Annotated in this window: 21 protein-coding genes; 12 read left to right on the top strand and 9 right to left on the bottom strand. The window is 64.0% G+C overall.

Going from position 1 to position 19,944, the window contains the following annotated elements; translation table 11 throughout:
- Nucleotides 1-75 precede the first annotated feature (75 nt).
- From ESZ60_RS15370 to ubiE, 3 genes are read right to left on the bottom strand one after another with little or no spacing between them, the layout of a single operon-like run.
- Nucleotides 76-882, bottom strand: coding sequence for a TIGR00282 family metallophosphoesterase (locus tag ESZ60_RS15370; RefSeq protein ID WP_134681618.1), 807 nt, complete (start codon nt 880-882; stop codon nt 76-78).
- Nucleotides 883-933: 51 nt separating this feature from the next.
- Entirely contained in the window at nt 934-2,472 is a 1,539-nt protein-coding gene (gene ubiB / locus ESZ60_RS15375; RefSeq protein WP_134681619.1) for a 2-polyprenylphenol 6-hydroxylase, read from the bottom strand.
- Between the two features lie 3 nt (nt 2,473-2,475).
- The gene (gene ubiE / locus ESZ60_RS15380) at nt 2,476-3,228 is read right to left on the bottom strand and encodes a bifunctional demethylmenaquinone methyltransferase/2-methoxy-6-polyprenyl-1,4-benzoquinol methylase UbiE (RefSeq protein WP_134681620.1); all 753 of its coding nucleotides are present in this window, start codon (nt 3,226-3,228) and stop codon (nt 2,476-2,478) included.
- 76 nt (nt 3,229-3,304) lie between these two features.
- Here ubiE and mutM point away from each other — a divergent pair, with 76 nt between their 5' ends.
- The 6 genes from mutM (at nt 3,305) to recF (ending at nt 9,588) form a co-directional block, all read left to right on the top strand.
- Nucleotides 3,305-4,150: a bifunctional DNA-formamidopyrimidine glycosylase/DNA-(apurinic or apyrimidinic site) lyase gene (gene mutM, locus ESZ60_RS15385; RefSeq protein WP_134681621.1), complete on the top strand. Its 846-nt coding sequence runs from the start codon at nt 3,305-3,307 to the stop codon at nt 4,148-4,150.
- Nucleotides 4,151-4,229: 79 nt separating this feature from the next.
- Nucleotides 4,230-5,006, top strand: a complete 777-nt coding sequence (locus ESZ60_RS15390; protein WP_134681622.1) for an enoyl-CoA hydratase — start codon at nt 4,230-4,232, stop codon at nt 5,004-5,006.
- A gap of 150 nt (nt 5,007-5,156) precedes the next feature.
- Nucleotides 5,157-5,423 carry a 30S ribosomal protein S20 gene (gene rpsT / locus ESZ60_RS15395; protein WP_134681672.1) on the top strand — a complete coding sequence of 89 codons (267 nt, stop codon included), beginning with the start codon at nt 5,157-5,159 and terminating at the stop codon, nt 5,421-5,423.
- 508 nt (nt 5,424-5,931) lie between these two features.
- A complete protein-coding gene (gene dnaA, locus ESZ60_RS15400) occupies nt 5,932-7,296 on the top strand; it encodes a chromosomal replication initiator protein DnaA (RefSeq protein WP_245155719.1) in 1,365 nt (454 codons plus the stop codon).
- Between the two features lie 106 nt (nt 7,297-7,402).
- Nucleotides 7,403-8,521 carry a DNA polymerase III subunit beta gene (dnaN, locus tag ESZ60_RS15405; RefSeq protein ID WP_134681624.1) on the top strand — a complete coding sequence of 373 codons (1,119 nt, stop codon included), beginning with the start codon at nt 7,403-7,405 and terminating at the stop codon, nt 8,519-8,521.
- Nucleotides 8,518-9,588, top strand: coding sequence for a DNA replication/repair protein RecF (gene recF / locus ESZ60_RS15410; protein WP_134681625.1), 1,071 nt, complete (start codon nt 8,518-8,520; stop codon nt 9,586-9,588). Before dnaN ends, recF begins: the two co-directional genes overlap by 4 nt.
- Here the strand turns inward: recF and ESZ60_RS15415 are convergent.
- On the bottom strand, nt 9,581-11,359 hold the full coding sequence (locus ESZ60_RS15415; RefSeq protein WP_134681626.1) for an adenine deaminase: 1,779 nt from the start codon (nt 11,357-11,359) through the stop codon (nt 9,581-9,583). The genes recF and ESZ60_RS15415 overlap by 8 nt on opposite strands.
- A gap of 63 nt (nt 11,360-11,422) precedes the next feature.
- On the opposite strand from ESZ60_RS15415, the gene recO reads away from it, so the two are divergent.
- Nucleotides 11,423-12,151 (top strand): DNA repair protein RecO, encoded by a 729-nt coding sequence (gene recO / locus ESZ60_RS15420; RefSeq protein ID WP_134681673.1) that lies wholly within the window; start codon nt 11,423-11,425, stop codon nt 12,149-12,151.
- Here recO and ESZ60_RS15425 read toward each other — a convergent pair.
- The 3 genes from ESZ60_RS15425 to ESZ60_RS15435 all read right to left on the bottom strand — a co-directional run bounded on the left by ESZ60_RS15425 (nt 12,120) and on the right by ESZ60_RS15435 (nt 14,634).
- Nucleotides 12,120-12,500 carry an META domain-containing protein gene (locus ESZ60_RS15425; RefSeq protein WP_134681627.1) on the bottom strand — a complete coding sequence of 127 codons (381 nt, stop codon included), beginning with the start codon at nt 12,498-12,500 and terminating at the stop codon, nt 12,120-12,122. The two genes, recO and ESZ60_RS15425, sit on opposite strands and share 32 nt — an antisense overlap.
- 3 nt (nt 12,501-12,503) lie before the next feature.
- Nucleotides 12,504-12,920 (bottom strand): META domain-containing protein, encoded by a 417-nt coding sequence (locus ESZ60_RS15430; RefSeq protein WP_134681628.1) that lies wholly within the window; start codon nt 12,918-12,920, stop codon nt 12,504-12,506.
- A 76-nt stretch (nt 12,921-12,996) separates the two neighbouring features.
- Complete coding sequence (locus ESZ60_RS15435; protein ID WP_425331326.1) at nt 12,997-14,634, bottom strand: acyl-CoA dehydrogenase family protein; 1,638 nt, start codon at nt 14,632-14,634, stop codon at nt 12,997-12,999.
- Between the two features lie 155 nt (nt 14,635-14,789).
- On the opposite strand from ESZ60_RS15435, the gene ESZ60_RS15440 reads away from it, so the two are divergent.
- Genes ESZ60_RS15440 through ESZ60_RS15460 form a run of 5 tightly spaced genes read left to right on the top strand, consistent with a single transcriptional unit; the run spans nt 14,790 to nt 19,126 of the window.
- Nucleotides 14,790-15,593, top strand: coding sequence for a sulfite exporter TauE/SafE family protein (locus ESZ60_RS15440; protein WP_245155720.1), 804 nt, complete (start codon nt 14,790-14,792; stop codon nt 15,591-15,593).
- 27 nt (nt 15,594-15,620) lie between these two features.
- Entirely contained in the window at nt 15,621-16,769 is a 1,149-nt protein-coding gene (gene dapE, locus ESZ60_RS15445; RefSeq protein ID WP_134681630.1) for a succinyl-diaminopimelate desuccinylase, read from the top strand.
- Nucleotides 16,766-17,182 carry a GNAT family N-acetyltransferase gene (locus ESZ60_RS15450; protein ID WP_134681631.1) on the top strand — a complete coding sequence of 139 codons (417 nt, stop codon included), beginning with the start codon at nt 16,766-16,768 and terminating at the stop codon, nt 17,180-17,182. The genes dapE and ESZ60_RS15450 overlap by 4 nt, the downstream gene beginning before the upstream one ends.
- The gene (locus ESZ60_RS15455) at nt 17,183-17,698 is read left to right on the top strand and encodes a hypothetical protein (RefSeq protein WP_134681632.1); all 516 of its coding nucleotides are present in this window, start codon (nt 17,183-17,185) and stop codon (nt 17,696-17,698) included.
- Nucleotides 17,699-17,746: 48 nt separating this feature from the next.
- Nucleotides 17,747-19,126 (top strand): glutamate--cysteine ligase, encoded by a 1,380-nt coding sequence (locus tag ESZ60_RS15460; protein WP_134681633.1) that lies wholly within the window; start codon nt 17,747-17,749, stop codon nt 19,124-19,126.
- Nucleotides 19,127-19,169: 43 nt separating this feature from the next.
- Here ESZ60_RS15460 and ESZ60_RS15465 read toward each other — a convergent pair whose 3' ends face one another.
- Both ESZ60_RS15465 and ESZ60_RS15470 read right to left on the bottom strand, forming a co-directional pair.
- Nucleotides 19,170-19,397, bottom strand: coding sequence for a hypothetical protein (locus ESZ60_RS15465; RefSeq protein WP_134681634.1), 228 nt, complete (start codon nt 19,395-19,397; stop codon nt 19,170-19,172).
- Nucleotides 19,398-19,524: 127 nt separating this feature from the next.
- Nucleotides 19,525-19,941: a DUF2852 domain-containing protein gene (locus ESZ60_RS15470; protein ID WP_134681635.1), complete on the bottom strand. Its 417-nt coding sequence runs from the start codon at nt 19,939-19,941 to the stop codon at nt 19,525-19,527.
- Nucleotides 19,942-19,944 lie beyond the last annotated feature (3 nt).

The following is a 19,944-nucleotide window of genomic DNA, read 5'->3' on the forward strand; positions in this document are numbered from 1 at the left end:
CGCAAGCGCCGTTTTAATCACGGCAGTTTCGATAGGTATTAGAATCTTTCCGCGCGCTGCCGCAAGTGAAAGCGCTCAGGCCTGCGAAAGCCTGCCGCCCTGCCGCACCGCCTGAATGGCCGTGGCCTTGCCGGTCCGGTCATCGGTTGTGACCATGACGCCGCAAAGGCTTGCCTCGCCCTCGGCCGGGGTGAAACGCTCGGACACCATGCCGGTCAGGAAGCGGCGCAGCGGCTCGGCCTTGTCCATGCCGATCACGCTGTCATAGTCGCCGCACATGCCAGCATCGGACTGATAGCCCGTGCCCCGCGCAAGGATCATGGTGTCTGCCGTCGGCACATGGGTATGGGTGCCGACGACAAGGCTGGTCCGCCCGTCGCACCAATGACCGATGGCCATTTTCTCGCTGGTGGCCTCGGCATGGATATCGACGACCGAGGCCTGCACCAGCCCGCCCAGGGTATGGGCCCGCAGCACCGAGTCGATCGCCGAGAAGGGATCGTCGAAGGGCCGCTTCATGAAGACCTGCCCAAGGATCTGCGCGACGAGGATCTTGCGCCCGCGCGTCGCCTCGAAGACCCGCGCGCCCTTGCCCGGCGCGACCTTGGAATAGTTCAGCGGCCGGATGACGCGCGGCTCGGTCTCGATGAAGGAGATCATTTCCTTCTGGTCGAAGGCATGATCGCCCAGCGTGATGCAATCCGCACCCGCGTCGAGGATCAGCTTGGCATGGCCCCCGGTCAGCCCCATGCCGCCCGAGGCGTTCTCGCTGTTCACGATGGTGAAATCGGCTCCGAGCCGCTGTTTCAGCGGCGCGAGCCCTTCGACAATGGCGCGACGGCCGGCACGGCCCATCACGTCCCCAAGATAAAGAATGCGCATGGATGCGGATTAGGCCAAAGCGGGCGGTCCCTCAAGGGGCGCTGTGGCCGCTCAACCCAGCCATGCGCCGAACCATGCCGCGGCCAGCGCCACGACAGCCCCGATGGCGATCCCGGGCCCGAGCCCGCTTTTCCGTTCGCGGATAATGATGCGGTCATCCCCGCCGCGCAGCAATTCGGGCATGCGGCGTTCGAGGAATTCGGGCAGCAGCGGCGCGAAACGGGCGAGAACCTGCGCCGAGCGGCCCAGATCGCGGGCGGCTGCCTTGGGGCCGAGATTGTCGCGGATATAGCTTTCCACCACGGGGCGGGCGACCTCCCAGATATTGATCTGCGGGTCGATCGAGCGCGCCACGCCTTCGACCACGACCATGGTGCGCTGCAAGAGGATCAGCTCGGTCCGGGTCCGCATGCCGAAACGCTCGGTCACTTCGAACAGGTAAGAGAGGAGGTTGGCCATAGAGATCTGGCTCGCATCCGCGCCGAAGATCGGCTCGCCGACGGCACGAAGGGCGCGGGCGAATTCCGTCATGTCGCGGTCGGGGGGCACATAGCCCGCCTCGAAATGGACGCGGGCCACGCGCATATAGTCGCGCCGAATAAAGCCCATCAGGATCTCGGCATAGACCCGACGGGTATATTCGTCGATCTCGCCCATGATCCCGAAATCATAGATGATGACATCGCCATCCGCCGCGACCTTCAGGTTGCCCTGATGCATGTCGGCATGGAAGAAGCCGTCGCGCAAAGCATGCTGCAGGAAGATCTGCAGGACCCGCGCGGCAATCGCGGGCAGGTCGTGCCCCGCCGCCTTCAGCCCCGCGACATCGCCCATCGGCAGGCCCTCGGCCCAGTCGCTGGTCAGCACGCGGCGCGCCGACAGATGCCAATGCGGATGCGGCACGCGCATGCCGTCATCGCCCTTGGTATTCTCGGCGAATTCCGAGGCCGCGGCGGCCTCGCGGCGCAGATCCAGTTCGCCCATGACGACGGATTCGAAATGGCCGACCACGTCGCGCGGACGCAGGCGGCGCGTCGCGGGCGAGAGCCGCTCGATCATCGCGGCGGCGAAATGGAAGGCGTCGATATCGCGGCGGAAGCCCGCCTCGACCGAGGGGCGCAGCACCTTGACCGCGACTTCACGGCCATTGTCGGCGCGGCGCGCGCGATGCACTTGCGCGATCGAAGCAGCAGCGACGGGTTCCGAGAATTCGCTGAACATCGCCTCGACAGGCTTGCCCAGAGCATTCTCGACAATGCGCTTGGCCTGATCCTGCGGAAAGGGCGGCAGGCGGTCCTGCAGCATCGAAAGCTGCTCGGCGAGTTCCGGCCCGACCACGTCGGGGCGGGTGGAAAGGATCTGGCCGAACTTGATATAGGCCGGTCCCAAGGCGGTGATCGCGCGGGTTACCGGCGGCAGGTTCGGATCGCCCTTGTAGCCGAGCCATGCGAAGGGCCAGCCCAGAACATGGGCGGCGAGCCGCACCCGCGAGGGGGCATTCACCGCATCCAGCACCGCACGCATCGCACCCGTGCGCTCGAATGTCGCGCCGGTGCGGATCAGGCGCCAGATATTATGCGGACCGCGCATGGTTCAGACCTTCCAGCCGGAATGCAGCGCGGCGATCCCCATGGACATGTTGCGATATTGCACGCGACCGAAGCCGGCATGGCGGATCATCGTGGCAAAGCTCTCCTGATCAGGGAACTTGCGGATCGATTCGACCAGATATTGGTAGCTGTCGCGGTCATTGGCGACGATCTCGCCCATCTTCGGAATGACGTTGAAGCTGTAGCGGTCATAGAGCCATTGCAGCATCGGAACCGGCATCTGGCTGAATTCCAGCACCATCAGCCGGCCGCCGGGCTTGAGGACGCGGCGCGCCTCGGCCAGCGCATCGGGGATGCGGGTGACGTTGCGGATGCCGAAGCTGATCGTGTAGCGGTCGAAGCTTTCATCGGCGAAGGGCAGCTTCATCGCGTCACCCGTGACCCAGGCAAGGCGGTCGGCCAAGCGGCTGGCCTCGGCGCGCTTGCGGCCCTCGACCAGCATCGACTCGGTCATGTCGCAGACCGTGACCCGTGCGCCTGACGCGCGCTGCAGGAAGCGGAAGGCCACGTCGCCCGTGCCGCCGGCGACATCCAGCAGGTGCTGGCCGTCGCGCGGGGCCAGCCAATCCATCATCGCGGTCTTCCAGACGCGGTGGATGCCCACGCTCATCAGGTCGTTCATCACATCATAACGCGAAGCCACGCGGGAAAACACACCATGCACCAGCCCGGCCTTTTCCTCTTCCGCCACGGTGCGGAATCCGAAATGGGTTTCTTTGCGCTGGTCATCGGTCATCTTGCTTGTCCATTCGTCGTTTCGCGCCCAGATAGGCCAGATGCGCGCCGCGCACCATGCGACGAATGGAAAATAAATGCCAGAACTGCCTGAGGTCGAAACCGTCCGCCGGGGCCTCGCGCCCCATCTGGAGGGCCATGTCATCGCCCGCGCCGAGGCCCGCCGTCCCGACCTGCGCTGGCCGCTGCCCCCGGACCTCGTGCAGGTCGTGACCGGGGCGCGGGTGACGGGCCTCAGGCGGCGTTCGAAATACATTCTCGTCGATCTTGAGGACCGCGGCAGCATCCTTCTGCATCTGGGCATGTCGGGCCGGATGCTGATCGAAGGCGCGGTGCAGGGCGAGTTCCAGCGCGACCCCGCGATCCTGTCGCGTCACGACCATGTCGTCTTCTGGAACGATGAGGGCACGCAGATCACCTTCAACGATGCTCGGCGATTCGGCATGGTGGATCTGATCGCGCCGGGGGCCGAGCATCCGATGCTGGCCCATCTCGGCCCCGAGCCGCTTTCCGACGATTTTGCCCCCGATGTCCTGATCCGGGCATTCGCGGGCAAGAAGACCCCGGTCAAGGCCGCCCTGCTGGATCAGCGCCTCGTCGCGGGCCTGGGCAATATCTATGTCTCTGAGGCGCTCTATCGCGCGGGCATTGATCCGAGGCGGCTTGCGGGCCGAATCTCTGCCACGCGCATTGCCGCCCTGACCGGCCATATCAAGGATGTGCTGCACGAGGCCATTGCCGCAGGGGGCTCAAGCCTGCGCGATCATCGCCAGGCCACCGGAGAGCTTGGCTATTTCCAGCATTCCTTCCGCGCCTATGGCCGCGAGGGCCAGCCCTGCGCCACGCCGGGCTGTGCCGGGATCATCCGGCGCATCGTGCAATCCGGGCGCTCGAGCTTCTATTGCCCGACCTGCCAGAAATAGCAGGTGGTCCGGAACTAGCCAGACGCTCGCGGCTTTGTTACGAGTCGCGACCAGCTTCAATGCGAAAGGCTAGGTTTGAATGGCTTACCAAACCCTCACCGTCGAGATCGACGACTATGTTGCGCTGATCCGGCTGAATCGCCCCGAGGCGCTGAATGCCCTGAATTCCCAGCTTCTCGGCGAACTGGGTGACGCCCTCGCCGATGCCGACCGGAACGAGAAGGTGCGCTGCATCGTGCTGACCGGCAGCGAAAAGGCCTTTGCCGCAGGGGCCGACATCAAGGAAATGTCGACGAAAACCTTCGTCGAGGCCTATTCCGAGGATTTCTTCGGCCCCGAGATCGACCGCATCACCGCCACCCGCAAGCCGATCATCGCGGCGGTTTCGGGCTATGCTTTGGGCGGCGGCTGCGAGTTGGCCATGGCCTGCGACTTTATCATCTGCGCCGAGAACGCGAAATTCGGCCAGCCCGAGATCAATCTGGGCGTCATGGCGGGCATCGGCGGCACGCAGCGCCTGACCCGCTTTGTCGGCAAGTCCAAGGCGATGGAGATGCATCTGACGGGCCGCTTCATGGACGCGGCCGAGGCCGAGCGCGCGGGCCTGGTCAGCCGCGTCGTGCCCACGACCAAGCTGCTCGCCGAAGCGATCGCGACGGCCAAGAAGATCACCGAGAAATCCCAGATCGCCGTCCGCGCCGCCAAGGAGGCGGTGAACCGCGCCTATGAGACCACGCTGCGCGAGGGCATCCTGTTCGAGCGTCGCAGCTTCCAGGCGCTGTTCTCGACCGAGGATCAAAAGGAAGGCATGAGCGCCTTTCTCGAAAAGCGCGAGCCGCAGTTCCGCGACCGCTGATTTCCCCTTGGCAATCCCGCCTGCGCCCTTTATAGGGCCGGGCTTACATGCGCGTGGGCCCGCTTAAGGCAAGAAACATGACTGTCCGATTCGGGCGGTGCCATGGGGCTTTTGCGTCAACGAAACAGTGAAACAGACAGGACCGCACCCATGGCCAATACGCCCCAGTCGAAAAAGCGCGCCCGCCAGATCGAGCGCGTGACCGAAGTCAACAAAGCACGCCGCTCGCGCATCCGCACCTTCCTGCGCAAGGTTGAAGAAGCCATCGCCTCGGGCGATGCTGCTGCTGCGAAAGCCGCTCTGCAAGCTGCTCAGCCGGAACTGATGCGCGGCGTTACCAAAGGCGTGGTTCACAAGAACACCGCCGCCCGCAAGGTCTCGCGCCTCGCGGCACGCGTGAAAGCCCTCGCCGCCTGATCGGGCTGCGGCTTTTACGCAACTATAGGTAGAATTAGTATGGGCGCGTTCGTCTAGGGCGCGCCCATTTCCATTAGACCACATGGTCTAAATAACTGAAAAACATAGGCTTTCGTGCTGTCACGATTTTGTCACCGCGCCGCGAGATTCGAATAGGCAAAGTGGCTGTCAAGCGCGAAGAACGGTTGTCGGCAGAGCACCTCTCTTGCTAGCTTCGGTCCTGCGATTCACATCGCACCTGGGGGACATGCCCCATGGACCGGCACTGCCGTCGGACATGGGCTGGGACGTTTGATCGGGGGACGATCAGCGACCAACTGTATGAGTGAGCCGGCTTCTTGCCGGATCATGAGTCATGTTTGAGTTAACGCCGCAGGACGGCTTCAACGTCGCGCGATTTGCGACGCAGGGTCCTGTCGTTTTACCTCTTGTCCATCCGGGACCGATGCCGAATCAACACCGCCGGAGAAACCGGCGGATCATGGGCAAAGAAACGGACTTGGGCGAGATGGATAAGATTTGGGGGCAGGCGCGTGAAGAACTTCAGAAGATCGTCGGTGCCGACAGTTTCGCGACCTGGATCGAGCCCCTTCGCCTGAGCGGCGTCGAGGAAGGCACGGCCACCATCCAATGCCCGACGCGCTTTTTGTCGGATTGGGTCTCGCGCCATTACAGCGACGACATCCTGAAGGTTCTGGATCGTCTCGACGGGCCGGTGCAACGCATCGCCTTCGAGACCCGCAGCCAGACCAGCCGTCAGGTCGCCGCCGCCAATACCGAGCCCAAGCGGGCTGCGCCCCGTGCCGCGGTGGCCACTGCCGCTGCCGAGGACGAGCTGACCGCGCCGCTGGACCAGCGTTTCACCTTCGACAATTTCATCGTCGGAAAACCCAACGAGCTGGCCCATGCCGCCGCGCGCCGCGTCGCCGAAGGCGGGCCGGTGACCTTCAACCCGCTTTTCCTTTATGGCGGCGTCGGGCTGGGCAAGACCCATCTTATGCATGCCATCGCCCGCGAATTCCAGATCCGCCAGCCCGAGGCCAGGGTGCTTTATCTCTCGGCCGAGCAATTCATGTATCGCTTCGTGCAGGCCTTGCGCGACCGCACCGTGATGGATTTCAAGGAACTCTTCCGCAATGTTTCGGTCCTGATGGTTGATGACGTGCAGTTCATCGCCGGCAAGGATTCGACGCAGGAAGAATTCTTCCATACGTTCAATACCTTGGTCGATCAAGGCAAGCAGATCGTCATCTCGGCGGACCGCGCGCCGGGCGAGATCAAGGATATGGAAGAGCGCATCAAGTCGCGCCTGCAATGCGGTCTGGTCGTGGACCTGCACCCGACCGATTACGAGCTGCGCTTGGGCATCCTGCAATCCAAGACCGACAGTTTCCGCCTGCAATATCCGGGCCTGCAACTGGCGCCGGGCGTGCTGGAATTCCTCGCCCATCGCATCACCTCGAACGTCCGTGTCCTCGAAGGCGCGCTGCAGCGGCTCTTTGCCTTTGCCAGCCTGATGGGCCGCGAGATCACGCTGGACATGACGCAGGAATGTCTGGCCGATATCCTGCGCGCCAATGACCGCAAGGTCTCGATCGAAGAGATCCAGCGCAAGGTCGCCGAGCATTACAATATCCGCCTCGCCGACATGATCGGGCCGAAGCGCGTGCGCACCGTCGCCCGCCCGCGCCAGATCGCGATGTACTTGTCCAAGCAGATGACCTCGCGCTCGCTGCCCGAAATCGGGCGTCGTTTCGGTGGCCGCGATCACACCACGATCATGCATGGCGTGCGCAAGATCGAGGAACTGCGCTCGGCCGATCGCAGCCTGTCCGAGGATATCGACCTGCTGCGGCGGCTTCTCGAGGCCTGAGGCCTCTGATCCGCTTGACCCGCCGGGCAAATCTGCGAAATTGCCCGGCACTGGGTTGGGCCTTATAGTCGGCCTTCCCGCTGCGAACGACATATAAGGACCGACCATGAAATTTGCGATCGAACGTGCCGATCTGGTTAAGGCAGTTTCTCAGGCACAGTCCGTTGTCGAGCGGCGCAACACGATTCCGATCCTCGCCAATGTCCTGATCGAAACGACGTCCGATGGCGTCAGTTTCCGCGCGACGGATCTGGACACCGAGATCGTCTATCTGGCCAATGCCCAGATCGAGCGCCCCGGCGCCACGACCGTCTCGGCCAGCATGCTCAATGACATTGCCCGCAAGCTGCCCGATGGCGCGCTGGTGCAGTTGGACCTTGACCTGAATTCGGGCCGCCTCTCGGTGCAGGCCGGGCGCTCGAATTTCAGCCTGGCGACCCTGCCGCGCGAGGATTTTCCGGTCATGTCCTCGTCGGAATATTCGGCGAATTTCTCGGCCCCCGCTTCGGTGCTGCGTCGGTTGTTCGACAAGTCGAAATTCGCCATCTCGAACGAGGAAACCCGCTATTATCTGAACGGCGTCTATATGCATGTGGCGCAATCCGAGGACGGTCCATCCCTGCGCTGCGTCGCGACCGACGGCCATCGTCTGGCCCGGATCGATGCCACGCTGCCAGCAGGGGCGGCTGAAATGCCCGGCGTGATCGTGCCGCGCAAGACCGTCACCGAGCTGCGCAAGCTCTTGGACGACGACGCGACCGAGATCGCCGTTTCGGTCAGCGAAACAAAGGTGCGCTACGCCACGCCCACGATCACCCTGACCTCGAAGGTCATCGACGGCACTTTCCCGGATTACAGCCGCGTCATCCCCTCGGGCAATGCCCGCAAGCTGGAAGTCGACGCCGGCGATTTCGCCAAAGCCGTTGACCGCGTCGCCACCGTCAGCAGCGAGCGTTCGCGCGCAGTCAAGCTGTCCTTGGACGAAGACCGGCTGGTCCTGTCCGTGAACGCCCCCGATGCCGGTGCGGCCGAGGAAGAACTGCCCGTGGCCTATGCCGACGAGCCGCTGGAAATCGGCTTCAACGCCAAATACCTGCACGAAATCGCGGGCCAGATCGACCGCGAGAACGCCGTTTTCCTGTTCAACGGCTCGGGCGATGCGGCGCTGATCCGCGAGGGCGGCGACACCAGCGCCGTCTATGTCGTCATGCCGATGCGCGTGTGACGCTAACGCATCTGCATCTGACCCAGTTTCGCAGCTGGGCTCGTCTTGAGATCGATACCGACCAGCGGCCCGTGGCAATTCACGGGCCGAATGGCGCTGGCAAGACCAATATCCTTGAGGCGATGTCCATGCTTTCGCCCGGTCGCGGGATGCGGGGTGCGCAGCCTGCCGATCAGGCGCGGCGCGGCCCGGATGTCGGCTGGCAGATCCGCGCCACGCTTGGCGACAGGCAGATAGCCACTCGCGCGCTGCCGGGCCAGTCCCGCGAAGTCACGATCGACGACAAGCAAGCGACGCAGGTGGCTCTTGGCAATCTGATGCGGGTGATCTGGCTGACCCCCGCAATGGACCGGATATGGACCGACGCGCCCGAGGCCCGCCGCCGCTTCCTTGACCGCATTACCCTAAGCTTCACCCCCGGCCATGCCGAGGATGCCTTGGGTTATGAAAAGGCCATGCGCGAGCGCAACCGGCTCCTAAAGGACGAGGTCCGCGACGCGGGCTGGTATCGCGCGCTGGAATTGCAGATGGCCGATATGGGGGCTGCGGTCACCCGAAATCGGCTGGATGCCATTGCCCTGATCATGGCGGCGCAGGACGGTGCCGAGACGGCGTTCCCCGCCGCCACGCTGACGCTGCTGCCCGGTGAAGGTGCCGCCGATGACCCCGACCCCGACAGCATTGCCACGCGCCTAGCCGAAGGCCGCGTCCGTGACATGGCCGCCGGGCGCACGCTGAGCGGCCCGCATCGCGCCGATCTGGGCGCGCATTGGGGACCGCAGGACATGCCCGCCGCGCTGAGTTCCACGGGTGAGCAAAAGGCGCTGCTTCTGTCTCTGATCCTCGCGAATGCCCGTGCGCTGGCCGAGGAAGCGCCAGTGCTACTGCTGGATGAGGTGGCGGCGCATTTGGATGCCGACCGGCGCGCCGCTTTGCATGACGAAATCTGCGCGCTTACCGCGCAATGTTTCCTGACCGGCACCGGCCCCGAATTGTTCGACACGCTTCGGGGCCGGGCGCAATTTCTGAACGTCACCCGCGACGGCGACGCATCAAGGCTTAGCTGACGATCAGATCGACCAGCTCAAAGCTGCGCACATCGACAATGCCCAGATCCGAGATCCGAAGTTCCGGGATCACCACCAGAGCCAGCAGCGAATGCTGCATATAGGCGTTGTTCAGGTTGCAGCCGCAATCCTGCATGGCCTGCACGATGGCCTGCGCAGCCTCGGCCACCTCCTCGGCGGGACGGTCGGACATCAACCCACCGATGGGCAAGGCGACGCTGGCCAGTTCCGCGCCATCGCGGAAGACGGTGACGCCGCCCCCCAGACGCCCCAGATGGTTCGCTGCCGCCGCCATCGTTTCGCGACAGGTCCCGACCACGATCATATGGTGGCTGTCATGCGCCACCGTCGAGGCCACGGCGACTTTGCCCCGATAGCCGAAGCCCGAGACGAAGCCGTTCACCACCCCGCCCGTGCCCTGATGCCGTTCGACCAGCGCGATCTGGCAGGTATCGCCCTGCCCTTCGACGACACCTTCACGGATCGGCAGATCGGCCTCGAGCGCCTGGGTCGGGGCCTGATTTTCAACCACGCCGATGACCCGGACGCGGGCCTGATCTCCGCTCGCCCGGACCTCGAAATCCGCACCCGCCAGTTCCTTGCCAAGCCGCACCGATTTGCGCGCCCGCTCGGGCCAGTCGATGCGCGGACAAGCAACCAGCAGCTTGCCCGCTTCCGCGACCAGCTGACCCTGCGCGATCACCGCCTCGATCGGCAGCGTCCGCAGGTCCGAGGTCAGAATCACATCCGCCCGCCGCCCCGGGGTAATCGAGCCAAGCTCGCGCTCCTGCCCGAAATGGCTGGCGGTATTGATCGTCGCCATCTGGATCGCGATCAGGGGGTCGCAGCCGCAATCGATGGCGTGGCGCACGACTCGGTTCATATGGCCGTCATTCACCAGCGTACCGGAATGGCAATCATCGGTGCACAGGATGAAGAAACGCGGATCAAGGCCCTTTTCGGTGATCGCGGTGATCTGCGTTTCCACGTCATACCATGCCGAGCCCAGTCGCATCATGCAGCCCATGCCCTGACGGACGCGGGCGATACCCTGCGCCTCGCTGGTGGTTTCGTGGTCATCCGCCGCGCCGCCCGCGACATAGGCATGGAAGGGCCGGCCCAGATCGGGGCTGGCGTAATGGCCGCCGACGGTCTTTCCCGCCGCGCGTGTCGCCGCGATCTCGCCCAGCATCTGCGGATCGCCCGCCGCGACCCCGGGGAAGTTCATCATCTCGCCCAGACCGATTATGCCCTCCCAGCCCATCGCCTGCGCAACCTCGCCCTCGGTGATGGGTGCACCGGTGGTTTCCAGACCGGGGGCCGAGGGGGCGCAGCTCGGCATCTGAGTCAACATGCTGACCGGCTGGATCAGCGATTCGTCCCGCATCAGCCGCACACCTTCAAGGCCCAGAACATTCGCGATCTCATGCGGATCGTGGAACATCGTGGTCGTGCCATGCGGGATCACCGCAGCGGCAAAACCGGCAGGCGTCAGCATCCCCGATTCGACATGCATATGCGCGTCGATCAGGCCCGGCATCATGTAGCTACCCTTGGCCTCGATCACCTGCGTCTCGGGGCCGACGGAGACGCTGGCGTCCGGGCCAACATAGGCGACACGGCCATCAGCCACGGCAATATCCATGTCCTCGATCAGTTCACGGGTATGGACATTGACCCAAACCCCGCCCCGGATGACCAGATCCGCAAAAGCGCGTCCGGCTGCGACTTCGACCAGCCTCGGCTGCGCCTCGATCCAGGGTTTCAACATGACACTCTCCTTGTTCCAATGCGCCAATTTGCGGCAGGGTGAGGCCGAAGGGAAGGCGTGACGATGGAATGGCAGGGCGAAGGCAGCGTGATGACGCAACGCAAGCATGGCGAGAATGCCGTGATCCTGACCGTGCTGACGCGCGAGTTGGGCATCCTGTCGGGCATGGTCCCGGGCGGGGCCAGCGCCAAGCGCGCCGCTATGCTGCAACCCGGAAATCGCGTCAGCCTGCGTTGGCGGGCACGGCTTGAGGATCAGCTGGGCGGCTTCTCGGTCGAACCCGCGCGGGCGCGCTCCGGACTTCTGGCCAGCGGCGTGGCCTTGGCCGGGGTCAATGCGGTCACTTCCCTGCTCGCCTATGCCCTGCCCGAGCGCGACCCACATCCGCGCCTTTCTGACGCAACCGAGGCGCTTCTGGACCTGATGGATGAGGGCTCGGACTGGGCCACGGCCTATCTGCTCTGGGAAATGCGGCTTTTGGACGAATTGGGCTTTGGGCTCGATCTGGGAAGCTGCGCCGTGACCGGCAGAAGCGAGGGGCTCGCCTATGTCAGCCCGCGTTCGGGGCGGGCGGTCTCGGCGGCGGCGGCGGGGGAATGGGCACCGAAGCTTTTGCCCTTGCCCGCGCTTCTGGGGGGACAGGGCAATGGCGGGATCGAGGATGCCCTTGCCCTGTCCGGCTATTTCCTTGAGACCCGGCTTGCCGAAAGCCATGCCGGAAGGCCCTTGCCAGCCGCGCGGGCGCGGCTGGTAGCGCGGCTTACTTCACCACGGGACGCCAGCGCATCGTGACATCCGGCCCGGTCATCACCAATTCGGTGCCGACGAATTTCGCATGACGCACCGCGCCAAGCGCCTTGAGGAAGGCCGCCTCGCCGCCCTCGGTGATGCAGGCCCGCCGCGTCACCGCGACATTTTTGTAAAGCAACTCGGGCAGATGCGCGAGATTGGGGCCGCGAAACGCATTGCAGGGCCCCTGCCCGCCAATCGAGCCATCTTCTTCCAGACGCGCGGTGGCGCCGCGCTCCAGAGTGACGCCCTCGATCTCGACCAATTCGTAATCCCCCGTCACGGGGCGGGTTTCGGCATGGGCGACAAGCCCCATGCCCGAGACGATCGCGGCAAGTATCAGGCGGCGCATGGCTTATTCCTTGTGATAACCCGGCTCATAGGTCAGGTAGGTCGGGCCGGTGATCTTCAGGACGCCGCCGAGATAGGTGATACCATCTGCCTGACGCAGCGCGTCGAAATAGCGGTTTTCCAGACGTGCCCGATTGCCGCTGCACCCTGCCCCGCTGGTGGTCAACTCGCCGATCTTGAAGCCCGGCGGCTCGGCGGTCTGCGATGCGGCATAGGTATTGCAGGGCGCCTTGCCTGAGATCGAGCCGTCCGCCGCAATCGTCAGGCCCACATTGCGCAGGGGCACGGTATCGGAACCAATGCCCACCAGCACATATTGCCCGGTCGGGACATTCGCCCCGGTTCCGGTTCCGGTCGGTTCACAGGCCGCGAGAGCGGTCAGCGCAAGTGCTGCTGCCGAAAGCGGAAGAAAACGGGTCATTTGCGGCTCCGATCTGATGGCTCAGACATAATGCCTGAAAGCCGACCGCCGTTCCAGATGCGGAAGAAATTTCACATCAGGACAGTAGCCTGCGCGCAATGACCTGAGCCTGAATCTCGGCCGCGCCCTCGAAGATATTCAGGATGCGCGCATCGCAGAGCACCCGGCTGATCGGATATTCCAGCGCAAAGCCATTGCCACCGTGAATTTGCAGCGCATTGTCGGCCGCCGCCCAAGCAACCCGCGCGCCCAGCAGCTTGGCCATCCCCGCCTCGAGGTCGCAGCGCTGGCCGTGATCCTTTTCCCACGCACTGTAATAGGTCAGTTGCCGGGCCAGCATGATCTCGACCGCCATCATCGCGAGCTTGTCGCCCACACGAGGGAAGGCGATCAGCGGTTGTCCGAATTGCTTGCGCTCGAGCCCATAGCGCAGCCCATATTCGCAGGCCGACTGGGCCACGCCCACGGCACGAGCGGCGGTCTGAATCCGCGCCGATTCAAAGGTTTCCATAAGCTGCTTGAAGCCTTTTCCAGGTTCTCCGCCCAGAAGGTTCGCGGATTTGACGCGAAAGCCGTCAAAGCCAAGCTCATATTCCTTCATGCCGCGATAGCCCAGAACGCCGATCTCGGTGCCGGTCATTCCCGGCGTCGGGAAAGGGTTCTCATCCGTGCCGGGAGTCTTTTCGGCGAGAAACATAGATAGGCCACGCCAATCAGTAGAATTGGGATCGGTCCGCGCCAGCAGCGTCATCACATGGCTGCGCTGCGCATGGGTGATCCACGTCTTATTGCCGGTGATGACCCAATCCTCGCCTTCCAGCACCGCGCGAGTGCGCAAGCTGCCCAAATCCGAGCCGGTATTGGGTTCGGTAAACACCGCCGTAGACAGGATTTCACCGGAGGCGAGGCCCGGTAGCCACGCCGCCTTTTGATCCTCGGTCCCGCCGCAGAGGATAAGTTCCGCCGCGATTTCCGATCGTGTGCCAAGGCTGCCGACGCCGATATAGCCGCGCGAAAGCTCTTCGGTGACCACGACCATCGCGGCTTTCGACAGACCCAGCCCGCCAAACTCCTCGGGGATGGTCAGGCCAAAAACACCGAGTTCGGCCAATTCGTCGATCACTTCTCGGGGGATCAACTGATCCTTAAGATGCCAGTCATGGGCAAAGGGGATCACGCGTTCGTCCGCATAGCGGCGGAACTGGTCGCGAATCATTTCCAGCTCCTCGTCCAGCCCCGAGGCCCCGAAGGTCGCGCGGCCTTGGTTCTCGGCCATGAGCCGCGCAAATTCGGCCCGCGCCTCCAAGCTGTTTCCGCGCATCAGGGCAAGAGTTTCGGGCTGAGGCTGCCAATCCATGCCCAGATCCGAAAGTCGGGCAAATTCGCTTTGGCTCATCGGAATGCCGCCGCGCAGCTGGGTCAGGTATTCGCCGAGGCCAATCTGTAAGATCAGCGCCTCGATCCGGCCCAGATTACCGGCGCTTGCCAGCCGCTCGGCCCAAGCGCAGAGTTGCCGCAAAGCCTCGATATAGGTCGCGATCCACGACAGCGCGTGAGCGGCGTGCTGATGGCGGTCAAGTGCCGCCGGGTCGATCTTGCCATCGGGCGCGACGCGGGCACGCAGGGCCGCCACCGCCTCGGCCAACAGAGTGGCGAGATCCTCGCGCATCGGGACGGATTTCGCGATGATCTCGGCGGGGGTGTCGGCGGGCATGGCAGGCGTGTCCTTCATCGCGTGTCCTTCAGACTAAGGGCAAAGAGGCATCTTGCGGCGATGCAGCATGTCTAGCGCCTTCGCATTCGCAGCGCAACTATCATGCGTTCATCGCTGCAATTTCGAACTATAATGACCCATCCGCAAGGACTTGCATGTCCATCGTCAAAAGCCGACGGTGCGGCATGTTCGGCATTGATCCCTTTTATTTCTGGACGGCGATTGCCGTCACCTTGTTCTCGGGCTTTGTGAAAGGGGCGATCGGATTCGCGATGCCCATGATCATGATGTCGGCACTGGGATCGTTCCTGACCGCGCAGCAGGCGCTGGCGGCGGTCATCCTGCCGGTCCTCGTCACCAATATCCGCCAGATGCTGCGGCAGGGCATCGGCCCGGCCATGCAGGCGACATGGGCCTATCGCTGGCATATCGGGATGGTGGTGCTGTTCATCCCGATCAGCGCCGCTTTTGCCACAAGGGTACCGCAATGGGTGATGTATGCGCTGCTGGGCCTGCCGATCACGCTGTTCGCGCTCTGGCAGCTGGCGGGCAAAAGCCTTGTGATCGGGGTCCATCACCGCCGCCGCGTCGAGATCGTCACCGGCATCATTGGCGGGCTTTATGGCGGCATCTCGGGCATCTGGGGGCCGCCGCTGATCGTTTATCTTTTGTCGATCCGCGCACCCAAGGATGAGCAGATGCGGGTGCAGGGCGTCGTCTTTTTCATCGGCGCGGCGATCCTGACCCTCTCGCACCTGACCTCGGGGGTGCTGAATGCGCAGAGCTTCCCGTTGTCCGCCATCATGGTCATCCCGGCGCTGATCGGCATGGGGTTGGGCTATCTGGCGCATGACCGGCTGGATGTGGCGCAGTTCCGGCGCTGGACGCTGGTGCTTCTGGTCCTCACCGGTGGCAACCTCGTGCGCAGGGCGCTGGAATTGCTGGGCACTTCGGTGTAAGCGCGCGCCCGAAGACAGGAGACGACAATGACTTCTTTCCCGGACCCCGCCGATCTGACGGCCCGACTGATCCGCTGCCCCTCGGTCACTCCCGAGGAGGGCGGCGCATTGGTCCTGCTGGCCGATGCCCTGACCGCGGCCGGTTTCGAATGCCACAGGATCGACCGCAATGGCGTGCCGAACCTGTTCGCCCGCTGGGGCGCCAAGAACGCGACCCGCACTTTCGGTTTCAACGGCCATACCGATGTGGTCCCGCCCGGAGACATGGCAAGCTGGACCCATCCGCCCTTCTCGGGCCATGAGGAGGACGGCTGGATCTGGGGCCGGGGCGCCACCGACATGAAATCCGGCGTCGCGGCTTTTGCCGCCGCAGCCATCGCCTTCACCCGCGAGACGCCGCCCGATGGCGCGATCATCCTGACCATTACCGGCGATGAGGAAGGCCCCGGCAAGGACGGCACCAAGGCGCTGCTCGATTGGATGGGCGCACAAGCCGAGCAGATGGATGTCTGCATCGTCGGCGAGCCCTCGAACCCGGACCGCATGGGCGAGATGATCAAGATCGGCCGCCGCGGCTCGATGACCTTGCAGATCGCGGCCAAGGGCGTGCAGGGCCATGCCGCCTATCCGCATCGCGCCAAGAACCCGCTCCACGCGCTGATCCGGCTGTTGGGCGAGTTGACGGCCGAGCCGCTGGACCACGGGACCGAGCATTTCGACCCCTCGGGCCTGCAAGTCACCACCGTCGATTGCGGCAACCCGGCCTCGAACGTGATCCCGGAAAAGGCCCGCGCCACGGTCAATATCCGCTTCAACGACGCCCATACCTCGCACACGCTCGACCGGATGATCCGCGACAAGGCGGCGGGGATCGAGGCGGAAACCGGCGTGACTTTCGCGATCGAAACCGATGTTTCGGGCGAAAGCTTCCTGACCCGCCCCGGCCCCTTTGTCGAAATGGTGCGCGACATCGTCAAGGACGAGACGGGCCTCGATCCGGTTCTGTCGACTTCGGGCGGCACTTCGGACGCGCGTTTCGTCAAGGATCACTGTCCGGTCCTTGAATTCGGCCTTGTCGGTCATTTCATGCATCAGGTCGATGAGCGCGTTCCGGCGGATCAGGTCCGCCAACTCTCGCGCATTTATCGCCGCATTCTGGAGCGTTACTTCGCATGATCGAAAGAACCGACGATATCGAAGCCTGCCGCGCGATCCGCCACGAGGTTTTCGTGATCGAGCAAGCCGTCCCCGAAACCGAAGAGTGGGATGGCAAGGATGGCGAAGCGATCCATCTGATCGCTCGCGACGATCAAGGCACGGCCATTGGCACGGCGCGCATCCTGTTTGACGGCGCGACCGGCAAGATTGGCCGCGTCGCGGTGCTGAAATCGGCGCGTGGCACCGGTGCGGGCGCGGCCCTGATCCGTGCGGCGCTGGACGAGCTTGCCGCCCTGCCCGGCATCACCAAGGCCAAGCTTGGCGCGCAGACCCATGCCATCGGCTTTTACGAGAAGCTGGGTTTCACGGCCTATGGCCCGGAATATGACGATGCGGGCATTCCGCATCGCGACATGATCCGCGAGCTGTAATTGATCCGGCCCGAGCTTGCCGAACGCCTGCGCCCTTGGGCCGAGACGCTCTCGGCGGTTGCACTGACGCTATTCGGGCTTTGGGTCATTTGGCTGGGCGGCTGGATCTACCAGCCGCTCGGCAGCGCCATCGCGGTGATCGCCGGGATCTGGGCGCTGGATGCGCGGCGACGGATGCGCTTTCGCAGCAAGGCGACCGCGCCGGGCGTGGTCGAACTGGACGAAGGCGCGATCCGCTACCTCGCCCCCGACCGTGTGCTGGGCGGCGAGATCGCCTTGCGCGACCTTGCCGAAATCAGGCTGCTGCGGCTCAACAAGCGCCTGCATTGGCGGCTGAAAAGCCTTGGCGGCGAGGCCATGCTGATCCCGGTCGATGCCACCGGGGCCGAGCTTCTCGCCAGCGCCTTCGCAGCACTTCCGGGGCTGAATATGGGGCGGGTCTGGGCGGCGCTCTCGGGGGACGGGCCGACGATCCAGACCCTTTGGACGAGGCCCGACCGCGCCCGCTTGACTTGACCGAGCAGTTTCGCCACCTGTGGCACTCAGGCAAATGAAAGGCCACCGATGTCCATTCCTCAACAGGGCGGCGGCCCGATCGAACGTCCCGAACAGCTGGCGGAATATATCGCCTCGGGTGAGAAGCCCAAGGAAAGCTGGCGCATCGGCACGGAACACGAGAAATTCGGCTATCGCCACGCTGACCTTGCGCCCCTGCCCTATGACGGGCCAGCCGGCACGCCGACGGTCAAGAACATGCTGGAAGGCATCCGCGACCGCTTCGGGTGGAAACCGGTGCTTGAGGCTGGGAACATCATCGGCCTCGAACGGGACGGCGCGAATGTCAGCTTAGAGCCGGGCGGGCAGTTGGAACTGTCCGGCGCGCCGGTCGAGACCATCCACCAAACCTGCGACGAGGTGAACCGGCATCTGGCCGAGGTGAAGGCCGTCGCAGATGATCTGGGCGCGGGCTTCATCGGGCTGGGCGCGGCCCCGATCTGGCCTCAGGACCAGATGCCGATGATGCCCAAGGGCCGCTACCGGCTGATGACCGATTACATGGGACGTGTGGGCGAGCTTGGCACGCAGATGATGTATCGCACCTGCACGGTGCAGGTGAATCTGGATTTCGGCTCGGAAGCCGACATGGTCCAGAAGCTGCGCGTGGCGCTGGCCTTGCAGCCGGTCGCGACCGCGCTTTTCGCCAATTCTCCCTTTCTCGACGGCCAGCCGAACGGGATGAAAAGCTGGCGCGCGCATATCTGGCAAAACCTCGACGACGCCCGCACCGGCTTGCTGCCTTTCGCCTTTGAGAGCGGCATGGGTTATGAGGCATGGGTTGATTACGTCCTCGATGTGCCGATGTATTTCGTCTATCGCGATGGCAAATATATCAATGCTTTGGGCCAAAGCTTCCGCGATTTCATGAAGGGTCAACTGCCCGCGCTACCTGGCGAGATCCCGACGCTTTCGGACTGGGCCGACCACCTGACCACGGTCTTCCCCGAGGCGCGTGTCAAGAAGTTCATCGAGATGCGCGGTGCCGATGGCGGCCCGTGGCGCAGGCTTTGCGCCCTGCCCGCGCTTTGGGTCGGGCTGATCTATGAGCAAGAGACGCTGGACGCCGCTTGGGATCTGTGCCGCGGCTGGACGGCCGAGCAGCGCGACGGGCTGCGCGTCGCTGCCGCCCGCGACGGGTTGCAGGGCGCGTTCGAGGGGCTGCGTCTGCATGACATCGCCCGCGAAATGCTCACCATCGCCGAGCATGGGTTGAAGCTGCGTGCGCGGCCCGGCGCGGGTGGGCTGGTGCCCGACGAGACCCATTTCCTGAACGCGCTGAAGGAAAGCGTCGATAGCGGCAAGGTCCCGGCCGATGAATTGCTGGCGAAATACCACGGCGAATGGAATCACGATCTGAGCCGCGTTTACGGCGAGTTCTCTTATTGAGACGTTGACGAAAGGCCCGGTCCGATCGGTCCGGGCCTTGTCCTCAGCAATCCTCGTTTTTGTCGATCATTCCGGGCTTTGTGCGGTCTTCACACATCGCGCTGCCAGGCTTGGCCCCGCCCGGCTTGGCAGGCCATTGCTTTTGCCGGTCGGGATCGGCTTGCAGGAATTCTTGGGGGGAATGCGGCGTCCCGTCATGCTTGCCCTGACCATTCTCGCGGGAGGGGTCGGTGGCGGGATTGTCCTTTTGGGTGGGATGTTCTCGGGTCATGTCAGGTCCTCCTGTCATGCCAACCAAGGCGCGGCCCGGTTGTTCCCGCATCTTCTAAAAGCGACACCCTCCCGCGAAGGCGGAAGGGTGTGAAAGTCCGGAAGTCCCGAGGCATGCGCGCCCGAGTTCAGTTGGACAATTCGCGCGGTTCCTTGCGGCTTTCCATGAACTGGTCGAACTCGGCCTTGTCCTTGGCCTCGCGCAGCTTTTGCAGGAAATCAAGGAATTCGCGATGCTCATCCTCGAGCCGCTTCAGCGTTTCCTCGCGATAGGCGTCGAAAGCCGCGTTGCCGGTGGGCACGGAAAAGCGGTGGCCGCTGAAACGGGCAGAGCGGTCGTGGCGGTGACGGCAGGAAAACATGCGTTTGCTCCAGATCATGTAACCAAGGATGGCCAGCCCGACGGGCCAGGCCGCGACGAAACCCAGGACCATGGCGGCGATCCAGGCCCCCTTGCCACGTTCATCCAGCCAGTCCCGGATCCCGGCCAGGGCCGAGCCGATCCGGTCCATCACGGACGATCGTGGGGCGATATAGCTGTTCATAGG

Source organism: Paracoccus ravus, assembly GCF_004522175.1.
Classification (GTDB): domain Bacteria; phylum Pseudomonadota; class Alphaproteobacteria; order Rhodobacterales; family Rhodobacteraceae; genus Paracoccus; species Paracoccus ravus.

Excerpts from the sequence above, each read along its gene's own strand:
- recO (WP_134681673.1), top strand. The coding sequence starts at position 11,423 with ATGGAATGGCAGGGCGAAGGCAGCGTGATGACGCAACGCAAGCATGGC.
- ESZ60_RS15435 (WP_425331326.1), bottom strand. The coding sequence starts at position 14,634 with ATGCCCGCCGACACCCCCGCCGAGATCATCGCGAAATCCGTCCCGATG.
- ESZ60_RS15430 (WP_134681628.1), bottom strand. The coding sequence starts at position 12,920 with ATGACCCGTTTTCTTCCGCTTTCGGCAGCAGCACTTGCGCTGACCGCT.
- ESZ60_RS15450 (WP_134681631.1), top strand. The coding sequence starts at position 16,766 with ATGATCGAAAGAACCGACGATATCGAAGCCTGCCGCGCGATCCGCCAC.
- ESZ60_RS15425 (WP_134681627.1), bottom strand. The coding sequence starts at position 12,500 with ATGCGCCGCCTGATACTTGCCGCGATCGTCTCGGGCATGGGGCTTGTC.
- ESZ60_RS15460 (WP_134681633.1), top strand. The coding sequence starts at position 17,747 with ATGTCCATTCCTCAACAGGGCGGCGGCCCGATCGAACGTCCCGAACAG.
- dapE (WP_134681630.1), top strand. The coding sequence starts at position 15,621 with ATGACTTCTTTCCCGGACCCCGCCGATCTGACGGCCCGACTGATCCGC.
- ubiB (WP_134681619.1), bottom strand. The coding sequence starts at position 2,472 with ATGCGCGGTCCGCATAATATCTGGCGCCTGATCCGCACCGGCGCGACA.
- ESZ60_RS15390 (WP_134681622.1), top strand. The coding sequence starts at position 4,230 with ATGGCTTACCAAACCCTCACCGTCGAGATCGACGACTATGTTGCGCTG.
- ubiE (WP_134681620.1), bottom strand. The coding sequence starts at position 3,228 with ATGACCGATGACCAGCGCAAAGAAACCCATTTCGGATTCCGCACCGTG.
- ESZ60_RS15415 (WP_134681626.1), bottom strand. The coding sequence starts at position 11,359 with ATGTTGAAACCCTGGATCGAGGCGCAGCCGAGGCTGGTCGAAGTCGCA.
- ESZ60_RS15470 (WP_134681635.1), bottom strand. The coding sequence starts at position 19,941 with ATGAACAGCTATATCGCCCCACGATCGTCCGTGATGGACCGGATCGGC.
- dnaN (WP_134681624.1), top strand. The coding sequence starts at position 7,403 with ATGAAATTTGCGATCGAACGTGCCGATCTGGTTAAGGCAGTTTCTCAG.
- ESZ60_RS15440 (WP_245155720.1), top strand. The coding sequence starts at position 14,790 with ATGTCCATCGTCAAAAGCCGACGGTGCGGCATGTTCGGCATTGATCCC.
- rpsT (WP_134681672.1), top strand. The coding sequence starts at position 5,157 with ATGGCCAATACGCCCCAGTCGAAAAAGCGCGCCCGCCAGATCGAGCGC.
- mutM (WP_134681621.1), top strand. The coding sequence starts at position 3,305 with ATGCCAGAACTGCCTGAGGTCGAAACCGTCCGCCGGGGCCTCGCGCCC.
- dnaA (WP_245155719.1), top strand. The coding sequence starts at position 5,932 with ATGGATAAGATTTGGGGGCAGGCGCGTGAAGAACTTCAGAAGATCGTC.
- ESZ60_RS15370 (WP_134681618.1), bottom strand. The coding sequence starts at position 882 with ATGCGCATTCTTTATCTTGGGGACGTGATGGGCCGTGCCGGCCGTCGC.
- ESZ60_RS15465 (WP_134681634.1), bottom strand. The coding sequence starts at position 19,397 with ATGACCCGAGAACATCCCACCCAAAAGGACAATCCCGCCACCGACCCC.